Source organism: Pseudomonas hunanensis, from assembly GCF_013393325.1.
GTDB classification, from domain to species: Bacteria; Pseudomonadota; Gammaproteobacteria; order Pseudomonadales; family Pseudomonadaceae; genus Aquipseudomonas; species Aquipseudomonas putida_P.
Genome location: NZ_QJRC01000082.1, coordinates 20,504 through 41,006, shown reverse-complemented (window position 1 = coordinate 41,006; position 20,503 = coordinate 20,504). Strand labels below are relative to the sequence as shown.

Below are 20,503 nucleotides of genomic sequence, written 5' to 3'. Positions count from 1 at the left end.
CCTTAGTGTTGAGCTGCTGGGCCGCCGATTGGCGATTCCGGACGATCATTCTGGGCCGCAGGCGTACCCGAGTCCTTGTCATCGTCCCAGTCACGCGGCTCGCGTGGCGTACGCCCAGCCATGATGTCGTCGATCTGATCGGCATCGATGGTTTCGTACTTCATCAACGCTTCGGTCATCGCTTCAAGCTTGTCTCGATTCTCGATCAGCAGCTGCTTGGCAGTGGCGTAGCACTGATCGATGATGCTGCGCACTTCGGAGTCGATCAGCTTGGCAGTCTCGCCGGACACACTGGCGTGCTGGCTGCCGGCGCTACGACCGAGGAATACCTCACCCTCTTCTTCTGCGTACATCAGCGGGCCGAGTTTTTCCGACAAGCCCCACTTGGTCACCATGTTTCGGGCGATCTGGCTGGCACGCATGATGTCGTTGGACGCACCGGTAGTCACGCCATCGAAGCCCAGGGTCATTTCTTCGGCGATACGACCACCGTACAGCGAACAGATCTGGCTGATGAGCGCGCGCTTGGACAGGCTGTAACGGTCTTCTTCCGGCAGGAACATGGTCACGCCCAAGGCACGACCGCGCGGAATGATCGAAACCTTGTAGACCGGGTCGTGCTCTGGCACCAGGCGACCAACGATGGCATGGCCAGCCTCGTGGTAGGCAGTGTTACGTTTTTCTTTCTCGGACATGACCATGGTCTTGCGCTCGGCGCCCATCATGATCTTGTCCTTGGCCAGTTCGAACTCTTTCATTTCGACCAGGCGCTTGTTGGAGCGTGCGGCAAACAGCGAAGCCTCGTTGACCAGGTTGGCCAGGTCGGCACCGGAGAAGCCTGGGGTACCACGGGCAATGACCGCCGGGTTGACGTTCTCGCCAACCGGTACTTTGCGCATGTGCACCTTGAGGATCTGTTCGCGACCACGGATATCCGGCAGGCCGACCACCACCTGGCGGTCGAAGCGACCCGGACGCAGCAGCGCAGGGTCGAGTACGTCCGGACGGTTGGTAGCAGCGATAACGATGATGCCATCGTTCATCTCGAAGCCGTCCATCTCCACCAGCAACTGGTTGAGGGTTTGCTCACGCTCGTCGTGACCGCCGCCCATGCCGGCGCCACGGTGGCGACCAACGGCGTCGATCTCGTCGATGAAGATGATGCACGGGGCGTGCTTCTTGGCCTGCTCGAACATGTCGCGCACACGGCTGGCACCGACACCGACGAACATCTCCACGAAGTCCGAACCGGAAATGGTGAAGAACGGCACTTTCGCTTCGCCAGCAATGGCCTTGGCCAGCAAGGTCTTACCGGTACCGGGCGGGCCAACCATCAGCACACCACGTGGAATGCGGCCACCCAGGCGCTGGAACTTGCCTGGATCGCGCAGGAACTCGACCAGCTCGCCAACCTCTTCCTTGGCTTCGTCGCAGCCGGCAACGTCGGCCAGCGTGGTCTTGACCTGGTCTTCGGACAGCAGGCGCGCCTTGCTCTTGCCAAAGCTCATCGGCCCGCCCTTTCCGCCTGCGCCGCCTTGCATCTGGCGCATGAAGAACATGAACACGGCAATGATCACCAGGATCGGGAAGCTCGCCACCAACAGCTGCGTCCAGATGCTCTGCTGCTCAGGCTGCTTGCCTTCGACAACCACATGGTTGTCGACCAGGTCGCCGATCAGGCCATTGTCGGTAATGGCCGGACGCACGGTCTTGAAGCTGTCGCCGTCGGCGCGCTTGCCGGTAATGATGTAGCCGTCTACGGTCACACGCTCGACCTTGCCATCCTTGACCTGCTGGATGAAGTCGGAGTAGTTGAGGGTCTGCGGCTCGTTAGGGCTGGAGAAGTTGTTCATCACTGTCACCAGGACAGCTGCGATGATCAACCACAGGATCAGATTCTTTGCCATGTCGTTCAATTCGCTACCCTCTGAGGCCGGCGCACGACGCAGCCGTGCCTCGCATGATATTCATCGCCCTAACTTACTACATTACCTACGCAGCCGCAGGCACCGTCTGTAACCCTTTGTGAAAGCTAGACTACACGAAGTTCGGACGATCCTGACGCAGTGGCCGATTGGAATTAACTATCGGCCACCCCGCTTCACACCTTTCATGCCCCTTTGAAGCCTCTGCCCAACAGGTATTGCTCACGGGAGCGATCCCGCGACGAAGATGGCTTGCGCATTTGCACTTTGTCGAACTTGCTGCGCACGTCCTTCAGGTACACGTCAAAACCTTCGCCCTGGAAAATCTTGATCAGGAAGTCGCCGCCGGGCTTGAGTACGCGGGTCGCCAGATCGAGGGCCAGCTCACAGAGGAACATGGCACGCGGTATGTCCACCGCGGGCGTACCACTCATATTGGGGGCCATGTCGGAAATCACAAGGTCTACGTGCGAATCGCCGACCGCCTCGAGAATGCGCTGCAGCACTTCATCGTGAGTGAAGTCACCCTGAATGAAGGTCACATCAGCGATCGAGTCCATTTCCAGAATGTCGGAAGCGATCAGGCGACCCTGGCCACCAATCAGACGACTGGTCACCTGGGACCAGCCACCAGGCGCGGCGCCGAGGTCGATCACACTCATGCCAGGGCGGATCAGACGGTCCTTCTCCTGGATCTCCAGCAGTTTGTAGCTCGCACGCGAGCGGTAGCCATCCTTCTGCGCCTGCTTCACAAAAGGGTCGTTAAAATGCTCTCGCAGCCAGTTGGCGCTGCTTTTGGAACGTTGTACCACGGGGCACCTCGATGATATGCGTCGTGATTGACTGGGCGGAGCCGGTGGCCCTCGGGTAAAATGCCGGTCAATTTTACAGAATCAGACGGAAAGGGTCAGATTATGCCGCTCAATAACGAGCAGAAGAAGCAATACAAGTCCATTGGTCATGACCTGAAGCCGGTCCTGATCGTTGCTGGCAACGGTTTGAATGAAGGCGTCATCGCCGAATTGGAGCGCGCGCTGGTCGACCATGAGCTGATCAAGGTCGAAATTCGCTCGGAAGACCGCGAAGAACGTGCCGAAACCATTGCAGAACTGTGCAAGGCCGGCCGTGCCGAGCTGGTGCAGACCATCGGCAAGAAAGCCCTGATCTACCGCAAGAACCCACAGCCGAACAAGCAGCTGTCCAACATCCACCGTTACAAGTAACGGTAGCTCCGATCAGTGGCGCGGTGAACGCGCCCTGACCGGGACCGGTTGGGCCACCAGCACGATGCCGGAAAAACCCAGCACCAGGAAACAGAACATCTGCCAGCGCTCGCCTACGGAAATACCGTAGCGCAAGGTGTAATACCCCACGCACGCACCGAAACCGAGCAACAACATCTGGCCACGAAACTGCCGCCACCAGGCCGCCAGGCCGTCCACCCTCGCCAGCACCGCCAGCTGGGTCAACAAACCAAGCAACGCCACGCCGATCAACCAGCGGTCGATCTGCCCGGCGATATCCTGCACCAGCAGCGGCGCCAGGCCACTGACCTTGAGCGCAGGCACCAGCCCCACATGGAACACCCACAGGCCACCGACCCAGAACACCTGGGCCAATTGCCAGAGGATCCCCTCGAGGGATGGCGCCCGCAGGCGCCGGTCAGATGTGCTTGACTTCGACAATCTCGTACTCGACCGTGCCGCTAGGCGTCTTGACGACGACAGTATCACCTTCTTCCTTGCCGATGATGGCACGGGCAATCGGCGCACCGCTTGAGAGCTTGCCCTGTTTCACGTCGGCTTCATCCTCGCCGACGATCTGATAGGTCACCTCTTCATCGGTTTCGGTGTTGGCCAGTACCACGGTGGTACCGAAAATCACCTTGCCGGTGTGAGGGATCGTGGTCACGTCGATCACGACCGAATTCTGCAGACGGCCTTCGATATCGCGGATACGCGCCTCGACCATGCCCTGCTCTTCACGGGCAGCATGGTATTCGGCGTTTTCCTTGAGGTCACCCAGCTCACGTGCTTCACCGATCGCCTGGCTCAGGCGTGGGCGCTCGGTCTTGCTCAGGAACAGGTGCTCCTCTTCCAGGGCGCGAGCGCCCTGGACGGTCATCGGGTACTTGGTAATGCTCATGCTTTCAGTCCTGCATGCAGATCTTGCAAGCGACGAACGGTCTTTTCCGGACCAAACTTCAGCGCTTCGCAGATGGCTTCACCGGCCGCAATGGTCGTGGTGCAGTAAATCTTGTGCTGCAGCGCATTGCGACGAATCGAGTAGGAATCGGCGATCGACTGGCGGCCTTCGGTGGTGTTGATGATCAGCGACACTTCGTCGTTCTTGATCATGTCGACCACGTGCGGGCGACCTTCGGTCACCTTGTTCACACGGCGTACTTTCAGGCCAGCCGCCTCGATAACCTTGGCGGTGCCAGCAGTTGCAACCACTTCGAAGCCCAGGGCGATCAGGTCGCGAGCAACGCCTGCCACTTGTGGCTTGTCGTCGTCACGCACGCTGATGAACGCGGTACCGCCGGTCGGCAGCACTTCGCTCGCACCCATCTGAGCCTTGGCGAAGGCTTCACCGAAGCTGTCACCGACACCCATGACTTCACCGGTCGATTTCATCTCAGGGCCGAGGATCGGGTCAACCCCTGGGAACTTGGCGAACGGGAAGACGGCTTCCTTGACGCTGTAGAAGTTCGGGATGATTTCCTGGGTGAAGCCCAGCTCTTTCAGGGTTTTGCCAGCCATGACGCGGGCGGCGATCATGGCCAGGGAAGTGCCGATGCACTTGGACACGAACGGCACGGTACGCGAGGCACGCGGGTTGACTTCGATCACGTAGATCTTGTCGCCCTGCAGGGCCAGCTGCACGTTCATCAGGCCGACCACGCCCAGCTCCAGGGCCATTTTCTTGACCTGTACGCGGACTTCGTCCTGCACTTCCTTGCTCAGCGAGTAAGGAGGCAGCGAGCACGCCGAGTCACCGGAGTGAACGCCGGCCTGTTCGATGTGCTGCATGATCGCGCCGATGACCACGTCGGTGCCGTCGCACACCGCATCCACGTCCATCTCGATGGCGCAGTTGAGGAAGTGGTCGAGCAGTACCGGGCTGTCGTTCGACACCTGAACCGCTTCACGCAGGTAGCGCTTCAGCTCGTCCAGCTCGTAGACGATTTCCATGGCGCGGCCGCCCAGTACGTAGGATGGGCGCACAACCAGCGGGTAACCGATGCCGCCCGCAGCGCGGATGGCTTCTTCTTCACTGCGCACGGTGGCGTTTGGCGGCTGCAGCAGGCTCAGGCGCTGAACCATCTGCTGGAAGCGCTCACGGTCTTCGGCGCGGTCGATGGCGTCAGGACTGGTACCGATGATCGGTACGCCAGCTTCTTCCAGAGCGCGGGCCAGTTTCAGCGGGGTCTGGCCGCCGTAGTGAACGATCACGCCTTTCGGCTTCTCGACGCGGCAGACTTCCAGCACGTCTTCCAGGGTCAGCGGCTCGAAGTACAGACGGTCGGAAGTGTCGTAGTCGGTAGAGACAGTTTCCGGGTTGCAGTTGACCATGATGGTCTCGTAACCGTCTTCACGCAGCGCCAGGGCAGCGTGTACGCAGCAGTAGTCGAACTCGATACCCTGGCCGATACGGTTAGGGCCGCCACCCAGGATCATGATCTTGTCGCGGGTCGACGGGTTGGCCTCGCACTCTTCCTCATAGGTGGAGTACAGGTAGGCGGTGTCGGTGGCGAACTCGGCGGCGCAGGTGTCGACGCGCTTGTACACCGGGAACACTTCCAGCTTGTGGCGGTGACGGCGCAGGTTCTTGTCGGTGATGCCCAGCAACACAGCCAGACGCTGATCCGAGAAGCCCTTGCGCTTGAGGCGCAGCATGTAGTCCTTGTCGATCGCCGACAGGGCCAGGGTCTTGACCTTCTCTTCTTCCTTGATCAGATCTTCCATCTGCACCAGGAACCACATGTCGATACCGGTCAGGGCGAAGATTTCTTCACAGGTCATGCCCGAACGCATGGCGTCAGCCACGTACCAGATACGCTCGGCACCCGGCACGGTCAGCTCGCGCTTGAGGATGCTGGCAGCTTCCGGGCTGGCCAGGTCGACTTTAGGGTCGAGGCCGCAAGCACCGACTTCCAGGCCGCGCAGGGCTTTCTGCAGGGATTCCTGGAAGGTACGGCCGATGGCCATGACTTCACCCACGGATTTCATTTGGGTGGTCAGGCGGGCGTCGGCTTTCGGGAATTTCTCGAAGGCGAAGCGTGGCAGCTTGGTGACGACGTAGTCGATCGACGGCTCGAAGGAAGCCGGGGTGCGGCCGCCAGTGATGTCGTTCTGCAGCTCGTCGAGGGTGTAGCCAATGGCCAGCTTGGCGGCGATCTTGGCGATCGGGAAGCCGGTAGCCTTGGAAGCCAGGGCGGACGAACGCGAAACGCGCGGGTTCATCTCGATCACGACCATACGGCCAGTGTTCGGGCAAATGCCGAACTGCACGTTGGAACCGCCGGTTTCCACACCAATTTCACGCAGCACCGCCAGCGAGGCGTTGCGCATGATCTGGTATTCCTTGTCGGTCAGGGTCTGTGCCGGAGCGACAGTGATCGAGTCACCGGTGTGCACACCCATCGGGTCGAAGTTTTCGATGGAGCAGACGATGATGCAGTTGTCCTTTTTGTCGCGGACCACTTCCATCTCGTACTCTTTCCAGCCGATCAGCGATTCGTCGATCAGCAGCTCTTTGGTCGGCGACAGGTCCAGACCACGGGTGCAGATTTCTTCGAACTCTTCACGGTTGTAAGCAATACCACCGCCAGTGCCACCCATGGTGAACGACGGGCGGATGATGCATGGGAAGCCGAGCTTCTCGAGGACCGCATTGGCCTCTTCCATGCTGTGGGCGATACCGGAGCGCGGGCACTCCAGGCCGATGTCCTTCATCGCCTTGTCGAAGCGCGAACGGTCTTCAGCCTTGTCGATGGTGTCGGCGTTGGCACCGATCATCTCTACGCCGAACTTCTCCAGAACGCCGTGGCGCTCCAGGTCCAGGGCGCAGTTCAGTGCAGTCTGGCCACCCATGGTCGGCAATACGGCGTCTGGGCGCTCTTTCTCGATGATCTTGGCCACCGACTGCCACTTGATCGGCTCGATGTAGGTGGCGTCGGCCATGGCCGGGTCGGTCATGATGGTGGCTGGGTTGGAGTTCACCAGGATGACGCGGAAACCTTCCTCGCGCAGGGCTTTACAGGCCTGGGCGCCGGAGTAGTCGAATTCGCAGGCCTGGCCGATCACGATCGGGCCAGCGCCGAGAATCAGGATGCTTTTGATGTCTGTACGTTTTGGCATGGTGGTCACTCAAATCCGGGGTCAGTCGGCAAGCCGCTTTGAACAATCTGGGTCAGGCGCTTCCGGGCGCGGCAGGAGCCGGCCCGGGGCCTTGATGCAGGATGCTCAGCGGCGCTTGGCCATGGCATCGGTGAAACGATCGAACAGTGGCGCGACGTCGGTCGGGCCTGGGCTCGCTTCAGGGTGGCCCTGGAAGCTGAACGCGCTCTTGTCGGTACGCTCGATACCTTGCAGGGTGCCGTCGAACAGCGACTTGTGGATGGCGCGGACGTTACCCGGCAGGGTGGCTTCGTCAACGGCAAAGCCGTGGTTCTGGCTGGTGATCATGACCACGCCGGTGTCCAGGTCCTGGACCGGGTGGTTGGCACCATGGTGGCCATGGCCCATTTTCACGGTCTTGGCGCCGGAAGCCAGGGCCAGCAGCTGGTGACCGAGGCAGATGCCGAATACCGGGATCTCGGTTTCGAGGATTTCCTTGATCGCCTGGATGGCGTAGTCGCACGGCTCGGGGTCACCAGGGCCGTTGGACAGGAACACGCCGTCCGGGTTGAGTGCCAGCACTTCGCTGGCCGGGGTCTGGGCCGGCACCACGGTCACGCGGCAGCCACGGGCAACCAGCATGCGCAGAATGTTCAGCTTGACGCCGTAGTCGAAGGCAACCACGTGATACGGCAGGTCGGCAGCGTCGATGGTCGGGTGGCTGTCGGTTTTCAGCTCCCACACACTGGAGCGCCATTCGTAGCGTTCCTTGGTGGAGACAACCTTGGCCAGGTCCATGCCCTTCAGGCCTGGGAAGCCACGGGCAGCGGCGATGGCGGCTTCTTCGCTGATGTTGTCACCGGCGAGGATGCAACCGTTCTGGGCGCCCTTTTCACGCAGGATACGGGTCAGGCGGCGGGTGTCGATGCCGGCAATGGCAACGACGTTGTTGGCCTTGAGGTACTCAGGCAGCGACTGGGTGTTACGCCAGTTGCTGGCCAGCAGCGGCAGGTCACGGATGACCAGGCCAGCGGACCAGACGCGGTTCGACTCGGCATCTTCCGGCGTGGTGCCGGTGTTGCCGATGTGCGGGTAGGTCAGGGTAACGATTTGCTGCGCATAGGAAGGGTCTGTAAGGATTTCCTGGTAGCCGGTCATAGCGGTGTTGAATACCACCTCACCAACGGTCTGACCGTCGGCACCAATGGCTTCACCGCGAAAAATACTGCCGTCGGCAAGGGCGAGTATGGCTGGCTTTGTCAAGAAGACCTCCCGTAAATCAAGCATGAAAGGGCGATCGCAGGTTGCAAAAAAGCGGAGTGACGTATGGACACGTCACCCCGCTTTCATGTGCTGAATTCAATTCGCTGCGCGCTTTTAGTGGACACACTAAAGCTGTAGCTTACAGAAAAGTGCGTTTTCGGTCTACCGTGGATGTGTCTCTAAAACACATGAATGCGACAGGCTGACGTCCATGTTGGTTTCTTCGCGGGCAAACCCGCGAAGAAACCAACACCGCGTAGCGGCTTAACGCAGCTCGAGCACATCCTGCATGTCGTACAGCGCAGGCTCACGCCCATCCAGCCACAGCGCCGCACGCACGGCCCCCTTGGCGAAGGTCATGCGGCTGGAGGCCTTGTGAGTGATTTCCAGGCGCTCGCCTTCGGCAGCAAACAACACGGTGTGATCGCCCACCACGTCGCCGGCCCGCACGGTAGCGAAGCCGATGGTCTTGCGATCACGCGCGCCGGTCTGGCCTTCGCGGCCATACACCGCCACTTCCTGCAGGTTACGCCCCAGCGCATTGGCAACCACTTCACCCATGCGCAATGCAGTACCCGACGGCGCATCGACCTTGTGCCGGTGGTGCGCCTCGATGATCTCGATATCGACATCATCACCCAGCACCCGCGCCGCCATATCCAGCAACTTGAGGCTAAGGTTCACACCCACACTGAAGTTGGCGGCGAACACGATTGGAATGTCCTTGCCGGCCTCGGCCAGCAACTGCTTCTCTTCGACAGAGAAGCCCGTGGTGCCAATGATCATGGCTTTGCCGTGCTTGCGGCAGAACGCCAGGTTCTTCAGGGTCACCGAAGGGTGCGTGAAGTCGATCAGCACGTCGAACTCGTCAGCCACCTTGGCCAGGTCATCGGAGAGCAACACTCCGATCCGGCCGAGGGCCGCCAGCTCACCAGCATCAGCGCCCACCAGCGAGCTGTCAGGGCGATCGATCGCCGCCGTCAGCCCAGCACCAGGGGTTTGCTGTACGGCTTCGATCAGGGTCTTGCCCATCCGCCCAGCCGCACCCATTACCGCAATACGTCGCATAGCCATTTCCTTGTCAGAGATCGCCGAAGAAGCGCTTCACGCCATCGAACCAGCCACTGGCCTTGGGCGAGTGGGAGCTGTCGCCTTCCAGCGAATCACGCAGCTCCTCGAGCAGCTCGCGCTGGCGGCGGCTGAGGTTGACCGGGGTTTCCACCGCCACGCGGCACAGCAGGTCGCCCGCACCACCACCACGTACCGGAGCAACGCCCTTGCCGCGCAAACGGAACTGCTTGCCGGTCTGGGTGCCTTCCGGAATTTTCAGCTTCACGCGGCCATCCAGGGTCGGCACTTCCAGCTCGCCGCCCAGGGCGGCATCGGTGTAGCTGATCGGCACTTCGCAGTACAGGTGCTTGCCGTCGCGCTGGAAGATCTCGTGCTCACGCACGCTGATCACCACGTACAGGTCACCGGTCGGGCCACCATGGGTACCGGCCTCACCCTCGCCCGACAGGCGAATGCGGTCACCGGTATCGACACCCGCCGGCACCTTGACCGACAGCGTCTTGTATTCCTCGACACGACCTTCGCCGTGGCACGAGGTGCACGGGTCGGTAATGATCTTGCCTTGACCGTGGCAGCGCGGGCAGGTCTGCTGCACCGAGAAGAAGCCTTGCTGCATGCGCACCTGGCCGATGCCGCCGCAGGTCGGGCAGGTCGAAGGGGTCGAACCCTTCTTGGCACCGGAACCGTCGCAAGGCTGGCAGTTGACCAAGGTAGGCACGCGAATGCTGACCGTGGTGCCGCGCACCGCTTCTTCCAGGTTCAGTTCAAGGGTGTAGCGCAGGTCGCTGCCGCGCTGGGCACCGCCACGTCCGCCACCGCGGCCGCCACCGAAGAAATCGCTGAACACATCACCGAAGATGTCGGAGAAGTTGGCGCCACCGAAGCCGGCACCGCCGCCACCCATGCTTGGGTCGACGCCAGCGTGGCCATACTGGTCGAAGGCCGCGCGCTTGCTCGCGTCAGACAGCACTTCGTAGGCCTCGTTGGCCTCCTTGAACTTGTCTTCCGACTCTTTATCGCCCGGGTTGCGGTCCGGGTGATACTTCATCGCCAGACGGCGATACGCCTTCTTGAGGTCAGCTTCGCTGGCGCCGCGCTCGACACCCAGGACCTCATAATAATCACGCTTGGACATAGGTCATTTGCACCTTGTTAGGCGTCAGGCATCTGCGCCGCGCCGTCAGCACCTGCCCACCCCCAAGGAGCGCTGACAGATGCTGTAAAAATTCTCGAATTCCAGATACGCCAACGCGGGAGCAAGCCCCCGCGCGGCGACATCCTACCAGTTCACCGGCAAACACCGGTGAACTGGCCGACAACATGCAACGATTACTTCTTGTCGTCGCCTTTCACTTCTTCGAACTCGGCGTCAACCACGTCATCGTGCTTGGCTTCCGGCTCGGCCTGCTGCGCGCCACCCTGAGGCTGTTCGGCCGACTGCTCGGCGTACATCTTCTGGGCAACCGGGGCAGAGACTTTGGACAGCTCTTCGACCTTGGCGTCGATTGCGGCCTTGTCGTCGCCTTTGACAGCGGCTTCCAGGGCAACCACGGCAGCTTCGATCGCGGTCTTCTCTTCAGCAGTGACCTTGTCACCGGCATCAACGACCATCTTGCGAGTCGAGTGCACCAGCGCGTCACCCTGGTTACGGGCAGCGGCCAGTTCTTCGAACTTGCGGTCTTCCTCGGCGTTGGCCTCGGCGTCACGCACCATGCGCTCGATTTCCTCGTCCGACAGACCGGAGTTGGCCTTGATCACGATCGACTGAGCCTTGCCGGTGGCCTTGTCTTTGGCGCCAACGTGCAGGATGCCGTTGGCGTCGATGTCGAAGGTCACTTCGATCTGCGGTACGCCACGTGGTGCTGGCGGAATGTCAGCCAGGTCAAACTTGCCCAGCGACTTGTTCTGCGCAGCCTGCTTACGCTCACCCTGCAGCACGTGAATGGTCACGGCGCCCTGGTTGTCATCGGCGGTCGAGAACACCTGCGACTTTTTGGTCGGGATGGTGGTGTTCTTCTCGATCAGCGCGGTCATCACGCCACCCATAGTTTCGATACCCAGGGTCAGCGGGCTGACGTCCAGCAGCAGTACGTCTTTCACGTCACCGGCCAATACCGCGCCCTGGATGGCAGCACCCATGGCAACTGCTTCGTCCGGGTTGACGTCCTTGCGCGCTTCTTTACCGAAGAAGTCAGCAACGGTTTTCTGCACCAGCGGCATACGGGTCTGGCCACCGACCAGGATCACGTCGTCGATCTTGCTGGCGTCGATGCCGGCGTCTTTCAGGGCGATGCGGCAAGGCTCGATGGTACGTTGAACCAGGTCTTCTACCAGCGACTCCAGCTTGGCGCGGGAGATTTTCACGTTCAGGTGCTTCGGACCCGTCGCATCTGCGGTGATGTACGGCAGGTTGACGTCGGTCGACTGAGTCGAGGACAGCTCGATCTTGGCTTTCTCGGCAGCTTCTTTCAGGCGCTGCAGGGCCAGCGGATCGTTCTTCAGGTCCATGCCGGACTCTTTCTTGAACTCGTCGACAAGGTAGTCGATCAGGCGCATGTCGAAGTCTTCGCCACCCAGGAAGGTGTCGCCGTTGGTGGCCAGTACTTCGAACTGATGCTCACCGTCGACTTCGGCGATTTCGATGACCGAAACGTCGAAGGTACCACCACCCAGGTCATAAACGATGACGGTGTGGTCGCCTTTGGCCTTGTCCATGCCGTAAGCCAGAGCAGCGGCGGTCGGCTCGTTGATGATGCGCTTGACGTCCAGACCAGCGATGCGGCCGGCATCCTTGGTGGCCTGGCGCTGGCTGTCGTTGAAGTAGGCCGGAACGGTGATGACCGCCTCGGTGACAGGCTCGCCGAGGTAGTCTTCGGCGGTCTTCTTCATTTTTTTCAGCACTTCGGCGCTGATTTGCGGTGGCGCCATGTCCTTGCCGCCGGCCTGTACCCAAGCGTCGCCGTTACCGCCCTTGACGATTTTGTATGGCACCAGCTTGATGTCTTTCTGCACGACCTCTTCTTCGAAGCGGCGGCCAATCAGGCGCTTCACTGCGAACAGGGTGTTGTGCGGGTTGGTCACAGCCTGGCGCTTGGCCGACTGGCCAACCAGGATTTCGCCGTCGTTGGCATAAGCCACGATCGAAGGGGTAGTACGCGCGCCTTCGGCGTTTTCGATGACCTTGACGTTACCGTTTTCCAGAATGGAGACGCACGAGTTGGTGGTCCCCAGGTCGATACCGATGATTTTGCCCATGTTAACTCTCCCGAAACTTGAATTTGGCGGCAGCGGCTACTTCGGCCAACTGCGGTAATACTTGATCGCTTGACACCTAGATGGGGATGCCCGGACTAATTTCAAGCCTTCTCGTCGATAGAAGGTTGCGGGGCAGCCGGCGCCTTGCTGACCACCACCATGGCGGGGCGCAGCAGGCGGCCATTCAGCAGGTAGCCTTTCTGGAACACGTTCAGCACGCTGTTTGGCTCTACTTCGGCGTTTTCCTGCATGGCCATGGCCTGGTGGTGCTCAGGGTTGAACGGCTGACCGTGCGGGTCGACAGCTTCGAGGTTGTAGCGCTTGAGGGTGTCCTGGAACATCTTCAGGGTCAGCTCGACGCCTTCACGAATCTGCTTGACGTGCTCGTCGTCGGCGCTGGAGTGAGCCAAGGCCAGTTCCAGGCTGTCGATCACCGGCAGCAGGTCGCTGGAGAATTTCTCGAGGGCGAACTTGCGGGCCTTGTCGACTTCCTGCTCGGCGCGGCGAATGCTGTTCTGCGCTTCTGCTGCGACACGCAGGGACTGATCCTTGGCGGCGGCCAGCTGCTCCTCGAGCTCCTGAACGCGGGCGCCGTTATCCACTGCAGCGGCTTCTTCGGCATTAAGGTCTTTCTCGTTCAGCTGATCGTCAGCCATGGGTTCTCTCCTCCGCAATTTCTGTAGTACGAGCAAAGCTCGCCGTGTCTGCCGGCTATATGGGGCCTGAAAAACCAGCTTCAAGGGGCAAGGTGGTTTTCAGGGCCGCAACAGAATCTGCCAAGGGGCATTGGCAGGCCTGAAAAAAGTACTGTATAAATAACCAGACCTGACTTTCGGGAGCCGCCCCATGCTGGTGCACCTGTCCATTCACAATTACGCCATCGTCGAGCACCTCGACCTCGAAATCGCCCGTGGCATGTCTGTCATCACCGGTGAGACCGGCGCCGGCAAATCGATCATGCTCGACGCCCTTGGCCTGGCCTTGGGCGACCGGGCCGACAGCGGCGTGGTGCGCCCCGGCACCGACAAGGCAGACATCCTCGCCACCTTCGACCTGCTGGACATCCCCGAGGCGCATGCCTGGCTGACCGAGCGCGACCTGGACAACGACGGCCTGTGCATCCTGCGCCGGGTGATCACCGCCGAAGGCCGCAGCCGCGGCTACATCAACGGCACGCCCTGCCCGCTTGGCGACCTTAAAGCGCTGGGCGAACTGCTGATCGACATCCATAGCCAGCACGAGCACCAGTCGCTGCTCAAGACCGACACCCATCGCCGCTTGCTCGACGAGTATGCGGGCGCCGTCGACCTGGCCCGCCAGGTACAGCTGGCAGCCAAGCGCTGGAACCAAACCCGCCTGGAGCTGGAGCGCCTGTCCAATTCCGGCGACGAGCAGCGCGCCCGCCACCAACTGCTCAGCTACCAACTGGAAGAACTGGACAACCTGGGCCTTGGCGAGCACGAACTGGAGCAGCTGGAACAGGAGCACAAGAACCTGACCAGCGCCGAAGCCCTGTTCGGCATCTGTCGCCAGGTCATCGACCAGTGCAGCGAGAGCGACTCGGGCAACGTGCTCAGTGCCCTCACCTCCTGCCTCAATCGTCTGGGTGCCGCCACCAACTCACCCAAGGCACTGGGCGAAGCAGCCAACCTGATCGCCAGCGCGCAAATCCAGGTCGAGGAAGCCGTGGGCGAACTCAACCGCTTCCTCGACAACTTCGATGCCGACCCGATGCGCCTGCAGGCCTTGGAAGAGCGCCTCGACACCCTCTATACGCTGGCGCGCAAACACCGCGTGCACCCCACCGAACTGCCTCACCTGCAGCAACGGCTGATGGAAGAAATCGAAGGCCTTAACGCCAGTGACGAGTCGATCGAGCGCCTGGGTGAAGAGCTTGCCGCCTTCGCCCAGCACTATAAAGAGAAGGCCCGCGAACTCAGCGGCCTGCGTCAGCAGGCAGCCCAGCAACTGGCGGGCGCCGTCGAACAGGAAATCCAGCGCCTGGGCATGCCTGGCGGTCGCTTCTGCATCGAGCTGACACCTAACGAGGGCTCCGACCTCTCACCCCATGGCCTGGAGCAGATCGAGCTGCTGGTCAGCGCAAACCCCGGCCAACCACTCAAAGGCCTGGCGAAGGTGGCCTCGGGCGGCGAACTGTCGCGTATCAGCCTGGCGATCCAGGTGATCACGGCACAGACCTCGCGCATCCCGACCCTGGTATTCGACGAAGTCGACGTGGGTATCGGCGGCCCCACTGCCGAAATCGTCGGCCAATTGCTGCGTCGCCTGGGCGAGCGTGGCCAGGTGCTGACCGTGACACACCTGCCACAGGTAGCAGCACAAGGGCATCATCACCTGTTCGTACACAAGGTGCGCAACAGTGATACCACCCACACCGCCGTGGCCAGCCTGGGCAAACGTGAGCGGGTAGAAGAAGTGGCGCGGATGCTGGGCGGCATCGACCTGACCAAAGAGTCCTTGGCGCATGCGCGCAAGATGGTGGTTTCTGGAAAGGCTTGAGCTGCTCTACCAGGCCAATGCAGTTGTTGTGAAAGCGACCTGCGTTGCCTTAAGACCCTCAGAAAGCACAAAGGCGACCCGAAGGTCGCCTTTGCTATTCATAACGATATAAATCGTTACTTCTTCTTACGCACGTACAGGACCAGATTGTGGTCCACCAGCTCGTAGCCATGCTCGGCCACGATTTCGCGCTGGCGCTTCTCGATTTCGGCATCCATGAACTCGATGACTTCACTGGTATCCACGTTCACCATATGGTCGTGGTGACCGCCATCGGCCAGTTCGAACACCGCGTGGCCGCCGTCGAAGTTGTGGCGAACCACCAGACCCGCCGCTTCGAACTGAGTCAGCACGCGATAGACGGTGGCCAGGCCCACATCTTCGCCAGCCTCCATCAGCGCCTTGTAGACATCCTCTGCACTCATGTGACGCTGCTCGGTAGAGTCGAGCATCTGAAGGATCTTTACTCGAGGCAGGGTCACCTTGAGACCGGCTTTGCGCAATTCGCTATTTTCAACCATGGTCAGCTTTCTCGCCGATGCTGCTTCGCAGCTTCTCTTAATACGGGTATGATCGGGGTTTACGTTGTCCAGCCAAGATAGTGGAAGTCGCCCACCGATGCAAAACACCAAGCTCTTGCTAACCAGCCTCACCCTAGTGGGACTGCTCGCACTCGCCGGTTGCTCGTTTCCCGGGGTTTACAAAATCGACATCCAGCAGGGCAATGTCGTCACGCAAGACATGATAGACCAATTACGCCCGGGAATGACCCGACGGCAAGTAAGGTTTATCATGGGCAACCCGCTGATTCAGGATACCTTCAACACCAACCGTTGGGATTACCTGTACAGCCTGCAGCCTGGTGGCGGTAAACGCCAGCAAGAGCGCATGAGCATCTTCTTCAACGAAAGCGACCAACTGGTCAGCCTGTCTGGCGACTTCATGCCGGGCGTAAGCCGCGACCAGGAAATCCTCGGCGGCAGCAGCGACACCACCGTCAGCCCAGCCACCGAGCCAGGCCAGGCCGAACAGCCGGCACCACAGCCGGTGGAAAAACCAGCCAAGCCTGGTTCGACCGAAGAGTCCATCCAGCGCGAAATCGATACCATCGAGACCACCCCAGTCCCGACGCCAGCACCACTGGAAACCCGGTAATCGCACAGCAGATACAAAAAAGCCCGGACCTGGTCCGGGCTTTTTTTTGCGCCTTATCCGTCAGGCATGCAATTGCTTGGCGCGCTGGCAGAAGGCGTCGACCAGGGTGTTGGCTGCCTGGTTGAACAGCGGCCCCAACGTGGCACGCACGATCGGCCCGGCATAATCGAAGGACAGGTCCAGGCTGATCTTGCAGGCTTTTTCACCCAGCGGTTTGAACACCCACACACCATGCAGCTGAGTGAATGGCCCCTCTTCGAGGTTCATCTCGATGGACTGCCCTGGCACCAGCACATTTCGCGTGACGAAGTGCTGGCTCATGCCGCCCTTGGCCACTTCGAGCTTGGCCCGCATGTGCGTGTCACTGGCTTCGATCACCGTCGAGGCCGAGCACCACGGCAGAAACTCAGGGTAGCTGGCCACATCGTTGACCAGATCGTAGAGCGCCTGGGCGGGGTATGGCAGCAGGGCGGAGCGTTGAATATGGGTAGTCATCCAGGCGTCACTTCCAAGGCTGGGTGGCGGCGCTTCGCAGCGTGCCGAAAACAGGTTCTGTGCGTATGACAGGGGTTGTATTGTCCGGTATTCATTCCGGTGGCTCAAGCACACCGAAATCCCATAGCGGACGACGCGCGGACTTGCCTATAATGCCGCCCCTATGGCTAAGCAAAAAAAACATCCGACCGGGACCATCGCGCAAAACAAGAAAGCGCGACACGATTACTTCATCGAACACAAGTTCGAGGCCGGGCTGGTCCTGTCCGGCTGGGAAGTAAAAAGCCTGCGAGCTGGCAAGGCGCACCTGACCGACAGCTACGTGCTGCTCAAGGACGGTGAAGCCTGGCTGTTCGGCAGCCACATCACCCCGCTGACCACCGCCAGCACCCACGTCATCGCCGACCCCATCCGCACCCGCAAGCTGCTGCTGAACAAGCGCGAGCTTGAGCGCCTGGAAGCGGCCGTGGCGCAAAAAGGCTACACCTGCGTGGCCTTGGCGCTGTACTGGAGCAAGCACCTGATCAAGTGCGAAATCGCACTGGGCAAGGGCAAGAAGGAGTTCGACAAGCGCGACACCATGCGCGAGCGCGACTCCAACCGCGAGCTGCAGCGGGCTGTGCGGAACAAGGGCAAGGAAGACTAGATCTTCTTTCGCCTGTTCGGCCCTCTTCGCGGGTAAACCCGCCCCCACAGGTATATCACTGCCCTTGAAGGCTGTGAGAACCCTGTGGGAGCGGGTTCACCCGCGAAGAGGCCAGCACTGCCACCACAAATCTCAACGCCCGCTACGCCGCTCTGCCCGCGCCACCCGCTGCGCCTCTTCGTGCGCCTCTTGCAGCACCTCCTGCACATACAGAATGTGCCGGCTGGACACCTCGCGCGCATCCTCCGCCCTGCCCTCGACAATCGCCAGGTACAGCTCCCGGTGCTGACTGATCAGCATGTCCCGGGTTTCGGTGCGCTGCTGGTACATGCCGCCAATGTTAGTCACCACGTTGCGCTTGAGCAGGTCGAACAACCCCCGAATGGTATGCAGCAACACTGCGTTATGGCTGGCCTCGGCAATTGCCAAGTGGAAGCGTGCATCCGCCGCGCCCTCCTCCGCCCGGGTCACTTCGTCGACCCTGGCATAGCAGTCCTGCAACACATCGAAGGCCGCCTTCAACCGCGCTCGGTCAGGCTCGGTGGCACGCTGGGCAGCATAGTAGGCACAGGACGCCTCCAGGGTATGGCGGAATTCGAGCAGGTCACGCTGCGCCTCAGCACTGTGCTCGAGCAACTGCAGCAATGGGTCGCTGAAGGTGGACCCCAGCGACTCGGCAACAAAATTGCCCCCGCCCTGACGGCTGACCAGCAGCCCTTTGGCCACCAGCTTCTGGATCGCCTCACGCAGTGACGGGCGGGACACACCAAATTGCTCGGCAAGGACGCGCTCGGCCGGCAGCCGCTGCCCCGAGGTCAGCGTGCCTTCCAGAATCATCCCTTCCAACCGATCGACAATGTCGTCGGACAGGCGCCGTTGGCGGACCTGATCAAAAACCATCACATGCTCTCCACAAACCCCCAGCAAATTTCAGGGGCGCCTATTCTCGCCGATCCAGGCCGCGCACACACCCATCAAGCCGCGATTTTCCCAGCGCATCAGGTGCCCGCTCATCGGCACGCGACCAAAGTTTTGCGCAGGACAAATTGACACACCCACGACAGCGCTTTTAACCTAGCGACCAGCCATTGTAAATTGGTCTTACCAATTATCCAATGCCAGTGCTGACCAACAACAATTAGGGGCCACCCCATATGCAAACCTGGCAACAACTCTATAGCCCGCTTGGTAGTCTTGGCCTGTCCGCACTGGCGGCGGTCATCCCCATCGTGTTCTTCTTTCTGGCCCTCGCCGTGTTCCGCCTCAAGGGCCACATAGCGGGCAGCATCACCCTCGCGTTGTCGATCCTGGTGGCCATCTTCGCCTTCCAGATGCCTGTCGACATGGCCTTCGCCTCCGCGGGTTACGGCTTCCTCTACGGCCTCTGGCCAATTGCCTGGATCATCGTTGCCGCGGTGTTCCTGTACAAACTCACGGTCAAGAGCGGCCAGTTCGAGGTGATCCGCAGCTCGGTGCTGTCGATTACCGACGACCAGCGCCTGCAAGTACTGCTGATCGGCTTCTGCTTCGGTGCCTTCCTGGAAGGCGCTGCAGGCTTCGGCGCACCCGTGGCAATCACTGCCGCGCTGCTGGTGGGCCTGGGCTTCAACCCGCTGTACGCCGCCGGCCTGTGCCTGATCGCCAACACCGCACCGGTGGCCTTCGGCGCCCTGGGCATCCCGATCATCGTGGCCGGCCAGGTCACCGGCATCGACGCCTTCCACATCGGCGCCATGACCGGCCGCCAACTGCCACTGCTGTCGCTGTTCGTGCCGTTCTGGCTGGTGTTCATGATGGACGGCCTGCGCGGCGTGAAGGAAACCTGGCCTGCAGCGCTGGTCGCCGGCTTGAGCTTCGCCGTCACCCAATACTTCACCTCGAACTTCATCGGCCCAGAGCTGCCAGACATCACCTCGGCACTGGCCAGCCTGATCTGCCTCACCCTGTTCCTGAAGGTCTGGCAGCCCAAGCGTTCGTTCAGCGAAGCCAAGGGCAGCGTCGGCGCCGCCGTGGTGCAGCCAAGCGGCAGCCAGCCTAGCCCGTACAGCTTTGGCGAGATCTTCAAGGCCTGGTCGCCGTTCCTGATCCTGACCGTACTGGTCACCATCTGGACCCTGAAGCCGTTCAAGGCAGCGTTCGCCCCAGGCGGCGCGATGTACAACTTCGTGTTCAACTTCGCCATCCCACACCTCGACCAGCTGGTGATCAAGACCGCACCGATCGTTGCCGCGCCGACCGCCATGCCTGCGGTGTTCAAGCTCGACCCGATCTCCGCCACCGGCACCGCGATCTTCCTCTCGGCACTGATCTCCATGGCGGTGCTGAAGATCAACTTCAAAATTGGTCTTACCACTTTCAAAGAAACCTTCTGGGAACTGCGCTGGCCGATTCTGTCGATCGGCATGGTGCTGGCCTTCGCCTTCGTCACCAACTACTCCGGCATGTCCTCGACCATGGCCCTGGTGCTGGCCGGCACCGGCGCTGCATTCCCGTTCTTCTCGCCGTTCCTCGGCTGGCTGGGCGTGTTCCTGACTGGCTCGGACACCTCGTCCAACGCCCTGTTCAGCTCGCTGCAGGCCACCACCGCGCACCAGATCGGGGTCAACGACACCCTGCTGGTAGCGGCCAACACCAGCGGCGGCGTGACCGGCAAGATGATCTCGCCGCAATCGATCGCCGTGGCCTGCGCCGCCACCGGCCTGGTGGGCAAGGAATCGGACCTGTTCCGCTTCACCGTCAAGCACAGCCTGTTCTTCGCCACCATCGTCGGCCTGATCACCCTGATCCAGGCTTACTGGCTGACCGGCATGCTGGTTCATCACTAAAGTGAA

At 61.0% G+C, this 20,503-nt stretch carries 18 protein-coding genes; 5 read left to right on the top strand and 13 right to left on the bottom strand.

The annotated features are described in order from the left end of the window. Positions 1-2 precede the first annotated feature (2 nt). Positions 3-1,907, bottom strand: a complete 1,905-nt coding sequence (gene ftsH / locus DM807_RS10535) for an ATP-dependent zinc metalloprotease FtsH (RefSeq protein ID WP_012274250.1) — start codon at positions 1,905-1,907, stop codon at positions 3-5. A 203-nt stretch (positions 1,908-2,110) separates the two neighbouring features. Beyond that, positions 2,111-2,737 (bottom strand): 23S rRNA (uridine(2552)-2'-O)-methyltransferase RlmE, encoded by a 627-nt coding sequence (gene rlmE / locus DM807_RS10530; protein WP_012274251.1) that lies wholly within the window; start codon positions 2,735-2,737, stop codon positions 2,111-2,113. Between the two features lie 102 nt (positions 2,738-2,839). Between rlmE and yhbY the strand changes: the two genes are divergently transcribed. Further along, positions 2,840-3,148, top strand: a complete 309-nt coding sequence (yhbY, locus tag DM807_RS10525) for a ribosome assembly RNA-binding protein YhbY (protein ID WP_003249945.1) — start codon at positions 2,840-2,842, stop codon at positions 3,146-3,148. A gap of 12 nt (positions 3,149-3,160) precedes the next feature. Here the strand turns inward: yhbY and DM807_RS10520 are convergent, their stop codons facing one another. The 8 genes from DM807_RS10520 to grpE form a co-directional block, all read right to left on the bottom strand. Next, the gene (locus DM807_RS10520) at positions 3,161-3,610 is read right to left on the bottom strand and encodes a hypothetical protein (RefSeq protein ID WP_012053750.1); all 450 of its coding nucleotides are present in this window, start codon (positions 3,608-3,610) and stop codon (positions 3,161-3,163) included. After that, positions 3,588-4,064, bottom strand: a complete 477-nt coding sequence (gene greA, locus DM807_RS10515) for a transcription elongation factor GreA (protein ID WP_024717413.1) — start codon at positions 4,062-4,064, stop codon at positions 3,588-3,590. The genes DM807_RS10520 and greA overlap by 23 nt, the downstream gene beginning before the upstream one ends. Before the next feature lie 2 nt (positions 4,065-4,066). After that, positions 4,067-7,288, bottom strand: a complete 3,222-nt coding sequence (carB, locus tag DM807_RS10510) for a carbamoyl-phosphate synthase large subunit (RefSeq protein WP_012274252.1) — start codon at positions 7,286-7,288, stop codon at positions 4,067-4,069. 105 nt (positions 7,289-7,393) lie between these two features. After that, a complete protein-coding gene (carA, locus tag DM807_RS10505; RefSeq protein WP_003249935.1) occupies positions 7,394-8,530 on the bottom strand; it encodes a glutamine-hydrolyzing carbamoyl-phosphate synthase small subunit in 1,137 nt (378 codons plus the stop codon). 264 nt (positions 8,531-8,794) lie between these two features. Next, positions 8,795-9,598, bottom strand: coding sequence for a 4-hydroxy-tetrahydrodipicolinate reductase (gene dapB, locus DM807_RS10500; protein WP_012274253.1), 804 nt, complete (start codon positions 9,596-9,598; stop codon positions 8,795-8,797). A 13-nt stretch (positions 9,599-9,611) separates the two neighbouring features. Continuing rightward, positions 9,612-10,736, bottom strand: a complete 1,125-nt coding sequence (gene dnaJ, locus DM807_RS10495) for a molecular chaperone DnaJ (RefSeq protein ID WP_012274254.1) — start codon at positions 10,734-10,736, stop codon at positions 9,612-9,614. A gap of 194 nt (positions 10,737-10,930) precedes the next feature. Further along, positions 10,931-12,856, bottom strand: coding sequence for a molecular chaperone DnaK (gene dnaK, locus DM807_RS10490; protein WP_060494570.1), 1,926 nt, complete (start codon positions 12,854-12,856; stop codon positions 10,931-10,933). A 101-nt stretch (positions 12,857-12,957) separates the two neighbouring features. Further along, entirely contained in the window at positions 12,958-13,512 is a 555-nt protein-coding gene (grpE, locus tag DM807_RS10485) for a nucleotide exchange factor GrpE (protein ID WP_012274256.1), read from the bottom strand. Positions 13,513-13,702: 190 nt separating this feature from the next. Here grpE and recN point away from each other — a divergent pair, with 190 nt between their 5' ends. Continuing rightward, positions 13,703-15,376 carry a DNA repair protein RecN gene (gene recN, locus DM807_RS10480; protein WP_179027361.1) on the top strand — a complete coding sequence of 558 codons (1,674 nt, stop codon included), beginning with the start codon at positions 13,703-13,705 and terminating at the stop codon, positions 15,374-15,376. 116 nt (positions 15,377-15,492) lie between these two features. On the opposite strand, the gene fur is transcribed toward recN, so the two are convergent. Continuing rightward, positions 15,493-15,897 carry a ferric iron uptake transcriptional regulator gene (gene fur / locus DM807_RS10475; RefSeq protein ID WP_012274258.1) on the bottom strand — a complete coding sequence of 135 codons (405 nt, stop codon included), beginning with the start codon at positions 15,895-15,897 and terminating at the stop codon, positions 15,493-15,495. Between the two features lie 97 nt (positions 15,898-15,994). Here fur and DM807_RS10470 point away from each other — a divergent pair, with 97 nt between their 5' ends. Beyond that, entirely contained in the window at positions 15,995-16,531 is a 537-nt protein-coding gene (locus tag DM807_RS10470) for an outer membrane protein assembly factor BamE (RefSeq protein WP_012274259.1), read from the top strand. Between the two features lie 60 nt (positions 16,532-16,591). Here DM807_RS10470 and DM807_RS10465 read toward each other — a convergent pair whose 3' ends face one another. Continuing rightward, on the bottom strand, positions 16,592-17,026 hold the full coding sequence (locus DM807_RS10465) for a type II toxin-antitoxin system RatA family toxin (RefSeq protein WP_012274260.1): 435 nt from the start codon (positions 17,024-17,026) through the stop codon (positions 16,592-16,594). A gap of 163 nt (positions 17,027-17,189) precedes the next feature. Here DM807_RS10465 and smpB point away from each other — a divergent pair, with 163 nt between their 5' ends. Next, positions 17,190-17,672: an SsrA-binding protein SmpB gene (smpB, locus tag DM807_RS10460; protein WP_012274261.1), complete on the top strand. Its 483-nt coding sequence runs from the start codon at positions 17,190-17,192 to the stop codon at positions 17,670-17,672. A 132-nt stretch (positions 17,673-17,804) separates the two neighbouring features. Here smpB and DM807_RS10455 read toward each other — a convergent pair whose 3' ends face one another. After that, positions 17,805-18,572, bottom strand: a complete 768-nt coding sequence (locus tag DM807_RS10455; protein ID WP_012274262.1) for an FCD domain-containing protein — start codon at positions 18,570-18,572, stop codon at positions 17,805-17,807. A gap of 254 nt (positions 18,573-18,826) precedes the next feature. On the opposite strand from DM807_RS10455, the gene DM807_RS10450 reads away from it, so the two are divergent. Beyond that, a complete protein-coding gene (locus DM807_RS10450; protein ID WP_179027360.1) occupies positions 18,827-20,497 on the top strand; it encodes a lactate permease LctP family transporter in 1,671 nt (556 codons plus the stop codon). The last annotated feature ends 6 nt before the right edge of the window (positions 20,498-20,503 follow it).

What these genes read in the sequence shown, in the direction of transcription:
- dapB (WP_012274253.1), bottom strand. Translation starts at nt 9,598, where the DNA reads ATGCGACGTATTGCGGTAATGGGTGCGGCTGGGCGGATGGGCAAGACC.
- ftsH (WP_012274250.1), bottom strand. Translation starts at nt 1,907, where the DNA reads ATGGCAAAGAATCTGATCCTGTGGTTGATCATCGCAGCTGTCCTGGTG.
- recN (WP_179027361.1), top strand. Translation starts at nt 13,703, where the DNA reads ATGCTGGTGCACCTGTCCATTCACAATTACGCCATCGTCGAGCACCTC.
- DM807_RS10455 (WP_012274262.1), bottom strand. Translation starts at nt 18,572, where the DNA reads ATGGTTTTTGATCAGGTCCGCCAACGGCGCCTGTCCGACGACATTGTC.
- dnaK (WP_060494570.1), bottom strand. Translation starts at nt 12,856, where the DNA reads ATGGGCAAAATCATCGGTATCGACCTGGGGACCACCAACTCGTGCGTC.
- DM807_RS10450 (WP_179027360.1), top strand. Translation starts at nt 18,827, where the DNA reads ATGCAAACCTGGCAACAACTCTATAGCCCGCTTGGTAGTCTTGGCCTG.
- grpE (WP_012274256.1), bottom strand. Translation starts at nt 13,512, where the DNA reads ATGGCTGACGATCAGCTGAACGAGAAAGACCTTAATGCCGAAGAAGCC.
- yhbY (WP_003249945.1), top strand. Translation starts at nt 2,840, where the DNA reads ATGCCGCTCAATAACGAGCAGAAGAAGCAATACAAGTCCATTGGTCAT.
- fur (WP_012274258.1), bottom strand. Translation starts at nt 15,897, where the DNA reads ATGGTTGAAAATAGCGAATTGCGCAAAGCCGGTCTCAAGGTGACCCTG.
- dnaJ (WP_012274254.1), bottom strand. Translation starts at nt 10,736, where the DNA reads ATGTCCAAGCGTGATTATTATGAGGTCCTGGGTGTCGAGCGCGGCGCC.
- smpB (WP_012274261.1), top strand. Translation starts at nt 17,190, where the DNA reads ATGGCTAAGCAAAAAAAACATCCGACCGGGACCATCGCGCAAAACAAG.
- DM807_RS10470 (WP_012274259.1), top strand. Translation starts at nt 15,995, where the DNA reads ATGCAAAACACCAAGCTCTTGCTAACCAGCCTCACCCTAGTGGGACTG.
- carB (WP_012274252.1), bottom strand. Translation starts at nt 7,288, where the DNA reads ATGCCAAAACGTACAGACATCAAAAGCATCCTGATTCTCGGCGCTGGC.
- DM807_RS10465 (WP_012274260.1), bottom strand. Translation starts at nt 17,026, where the DNA reads ATGACTACCCATATTCAACGCTCCGCCCTGCTGCCATACCCCGCCCAG.